The sequence below is a fragment of the Synechococcus sp. H60.1 genome (assembly GCF_047462335.1).
Classification (GTDB): Bacteria; Cyanobacteriota; Cyanobacteriia; order Thermostichales; family Thermostichaceae; genus Thermostichus.
Window position 1 is genome coordinate 1 of sequence record NZ_JANSJA010000281.1, and the last position, 3,293, is coordinate 3,293.

Annotated in this window: 4 protein-coding genes; 2 read left to right on the plus strand and 2 right to left on the minus strand. The window is 61.9% G+C overall.

Translation table 11 applies throughout. The annotated features are described in order from the left end of the window. Positions 1–208: 208 nt before the first annotated feature. A complete protein-coding gene (gene ispF, locus NW852_RS12790) occupies positions 209–682 on the minus strand; it encodes a 2-C-methyl-D-erythritol 2,4-cyclodiphosphate synthase (protein WP_414366762.1) in 474 nt (157 codons plus the stop codon). A 305-nt stretch (positions 683–987) separates the two neighbouring features. Next, positions 988–1,296 carry a TIGR02450 family Trp-rich protein gene (locus tag NW852_RS12795; protein WP_414334651.1) on the minus strand — a complete coding sequence of 103 codons (309 nt, stop codon included), beginning with the start codon at positions 1,294–1,296 and terminating at the stop codon, positions 988–990. Between the two features lie 118 nt (positions 1,297–1,414). On the opposite strand from NW852_RS12795, the gene NW852_RS12800 reads away from it, so the two are divergent. Beyond that, on the plus strand, positions 1,415–1,810 hold the full coding sequence (locus NW852_RS12800; RefSeq protein ID WP_414334649.1) for a hypothetical protein: 396 nt from the start codon (positions 1,415–1,417) through the stop codon (positions 1,808–1,810). Between the two features lie 140 nt (positions 1,811–1,950). Continuing rightward, the coding region (locus NW852_RS12805) for a TldD/PmbA family protein (RefSeq protein ID WP_414426803.1) at positions 1,951–3,293 on the plus strand (1,343 nt) is incomplete at its 3' end.

Genomic DNA, 3,293 nt, shown 5'->3' on the forward strand with positions numbered 1-3,293 from the left:
CCCCGCCTCGGGCGCCCGTCTCTGTGTCCCCGCCTGCGTTATAAGTCCAAGCCCCCAGCCCCTCTCCCTCTGGGAGAGGGGAGCTGGGATCGAGGCGGCAGGGGGTTTCACGACAATGGGGGCCAATTGGTTTTTTGAGGGAGCGATTGCTTGCCAGTTTGGCAGCTTGGGCAGGGCAACGGCCAGGTGCTTTCCGCAAGCCGGCAGCTCAGCGTTCCACCAGCAGGGCGACGGCAAAGGCAGCCATGGCCTCTCCCTGGCCGACGGGGCCGAGTTTTTCGTTGGTGGTGGCCTTCACGCCTACCTGTTTGGGCGATAGTTGCATGGCCTCGGCCAGGCGGGCCTGCATGGCGGGGATGTGGAGCTTGAGCTTGGGCTGCTCTGCCACCACGACGCTATCGACGTTGGCAATGCGCCAGCCCTCTTGGCTTACCAACTGCACCACCTGCTGCAAGAGGAGAATGCTGTCTGCCCCTTTCCAGCGCTCCTCTTCCGGGGGAAAGTAGTAGCCGATGTCCCGCAGGGCGGCGGCCCCTAGGAGGGCGTCCATGATGGCGTGCGTGAGCACGTCGGCGTCGCTGTGGCCCAACAGACCCTTTTCGTAAGGGATCCGGATCCCGCCTAGGATCAGGGGGCGCCCTTCTACGAGACGGTGGATGTCATAGCCCTGGCCAATGCGCACTGTTGCGGCTCCCTTGGGAACACCAGCGAGACTTTTGCCAACTTCCTTCCAAGAGCTTGGCTCACCGGGAGAGGAAAAGCGGCTGTTGAGAACGACTTCTTTCTATTCTGCCGACTCGAGAGGGGAGGAGCAGATGGGACAGGAAGAACCGCTGTAGCAGTCGAAGCAGATAAGGTGGGATTTCCCGTAGGGATTGGTACAGCGCTTGGCCCATTGATAGTCGCCGTAGCTGAGCTCTTTCCCACAGACATCACACCTGGGCATCGTTTTCTCCTCAAAAGTCTTGTAGCTAGAAGAATACAGCGCTAGAGGGATCCGGGGATCCCTGAGTCTCTGGAGAGAGACGATCCGCCAGATCCGCAGGGGATCCCGTCTTCCAGCGGCGTCCAGCCCGGCTGCCAGAGATCCCGGTTTTTGAGGGTGGCGGCGTTGACCCAGAGGCGCACCTGGGGATCGCAGACGGCCCTCAGCTCGGCAAACACCAGCCCCCCTTGCCCCTCTTGGCGGGCGGCGACCTGAAAATGTCGCCAACCCATCACAGGCTGGACAGAAGTCCACTTGGAGCCCAGCAGATGGGGAAAGCGCTGTTTTTGGCGGGGTTTGCTGCGAGCCATAGAGCTGCTTGCCAACCTTGCTCCAGGGCTGTCCTCGGCTGGATGGGGGAGACCGAGGGCGATAGGATCGCTAGGGATGCTTCGGCATTCCAAGCTCCTTCCCTCAGCATATCCACCTATGGTGCAACACAAGCAACGGCTTGGGTTCTCTTGGCAGCAGGTATTGCTGCTCCTCCTGGCCTGGCTGGTTTGGGCAACGGGACTGCCCCTGGTCGCGTCCAGCGCCTGGGCAGCAACTGAGCCGGCACTCTCTGGCAAACTCACAGGGCCGGAGTGGCGCCAGGCGGATCCTGAGGCCAAGCAGGCGTTTTGTCGCAAAGCCTTTCAGGCGTTTCGGGCCTCTCCTGCCCAGAGCTACATCATCAGCTCCAATGTGCAAGCTTTGACCCCAGAAGGTCTGTGTCAGCGGCTGGATCAGTTTTATCAGTACGCCATCCACGACGAGATCCCACTCAACCAAGCCGCCAACATTGCCCCCTTGCTGTTCTCGGATCAGCCGCTGGAGCAGCCCTGATGCGCCAGGGATCCGCAAAGCTGCCGGCAAACGGATCCCAAGCCCAAGTGACCAGTTGAGATCATCTGCCCCCTGCTGTTGGGGCAGGTCTTGGCAGCAGGGTCGATAATAGAACTGTTCTCTTGCAGCTCTCAAGTTCTATGGCCGGCTCCGTCATTGCTCCTGAAAACCTGCTGGATCTTTGCGAACAGGGTGTGCAAAAGGCCTTGGCTGCCGGGGCCGACCAAGCAGAGGTGTTTGCCAACTCAGGCCGTGAGACGGAAGTAACTTTTGAGAAAAATGACCTCAACCTGGCCCGCAGCAGCAGCGAGACCCTGTTCGGCATCCGGGTTTTCTGCGGCGGCAGGCTGGGCTTTGCCACTTCCAACCGCCCGGAAGAGCTGGCCGAGACAGCGGCTGAGGCGGTGGCCATGGCCAAGGCTTCGCCGGCGGATCCCCTCAACGGCCTGCCGGATCCCCAGCCTCTGCCCCAGGTGCCCTTTGCCCTCGACCCAGGCCTGCTGGAACTGGATGCTGCCGAGCTGACGCAACTGGGATCCCAACTGGTGGAGTGGGTGCGATCCAAAGATCCCCGCATCACCATCGACAGCGGCTCCCTCAGCGTGGAAGAGGATACCGTGGCCATTGCTTCTTCCACCGGCATCCGCGCCAACTACCACAGCGTCGAGGCGGGCGGATCCCTGTTTGGCATGGCCATCGATGGGGACGAGGTGGGCAGCTTTGCCTACGACGGCGACAGTGTGCAGAAGCGGGCGGAGCTGCTGCCGGCGCTGGAGCGGGCTTTTAATCGCTTTGTGCAAAAGTGTGTGGGGGCCCTAGGGGCTAGGGAGGGGGAGAGTTTTCGCGGTTCCATCGTCCTGCCGCCGGATGTGGTGGAGGAGTTTCTGGGAGACCTCCTCTTTGTGCTGGGGGCGGACGCGGTGCGCAAGGGCAAAAGCCCCCTGGCGCAGAAGATGGGATCCCTGATCGCCAGCCCCCTGTTGACCTTGGTTTCCGAGGGGCTGGGCTTGCCCGGCCACCCCATCGAGCCCTTCGACCGCGAGGGGATCCCACGCCAAATTACCCCCCTGATCCACGAAGGGATCCTCTGCAACTTCATGTACAACAGCTACGAAGGCCGGGCTGCCGGCGTTCCCTCCAACGGCCATGCCACAGGGGGGGCGGGCAGCTTGCCGGGCGTGGGGCCGGCCTGTCTGAGCGTGGCCCCGGGGACAACCCCTTTGTCTGAGCTGTATGCGATGGAGCGGGGCATTATCGTCACGCGGCTTTCCGGCAGCAGCAACCCGATCACCGGCGATTTTTCCGGAGTGGTGAAGGGGGGCTTTTTGGTCAAAGGTGGCGAGAAGCGCCCCATCCTGGAGACCACCATTGCCGGCAACCTCTACGATTGTTTGCGCAATATCTCCGCCATCTCACAAGAGGTAACTGTTTTCAACGGCACCACGGCCTTTCCGGCTCTGCGCATCGAAGATGTATCGGTAAC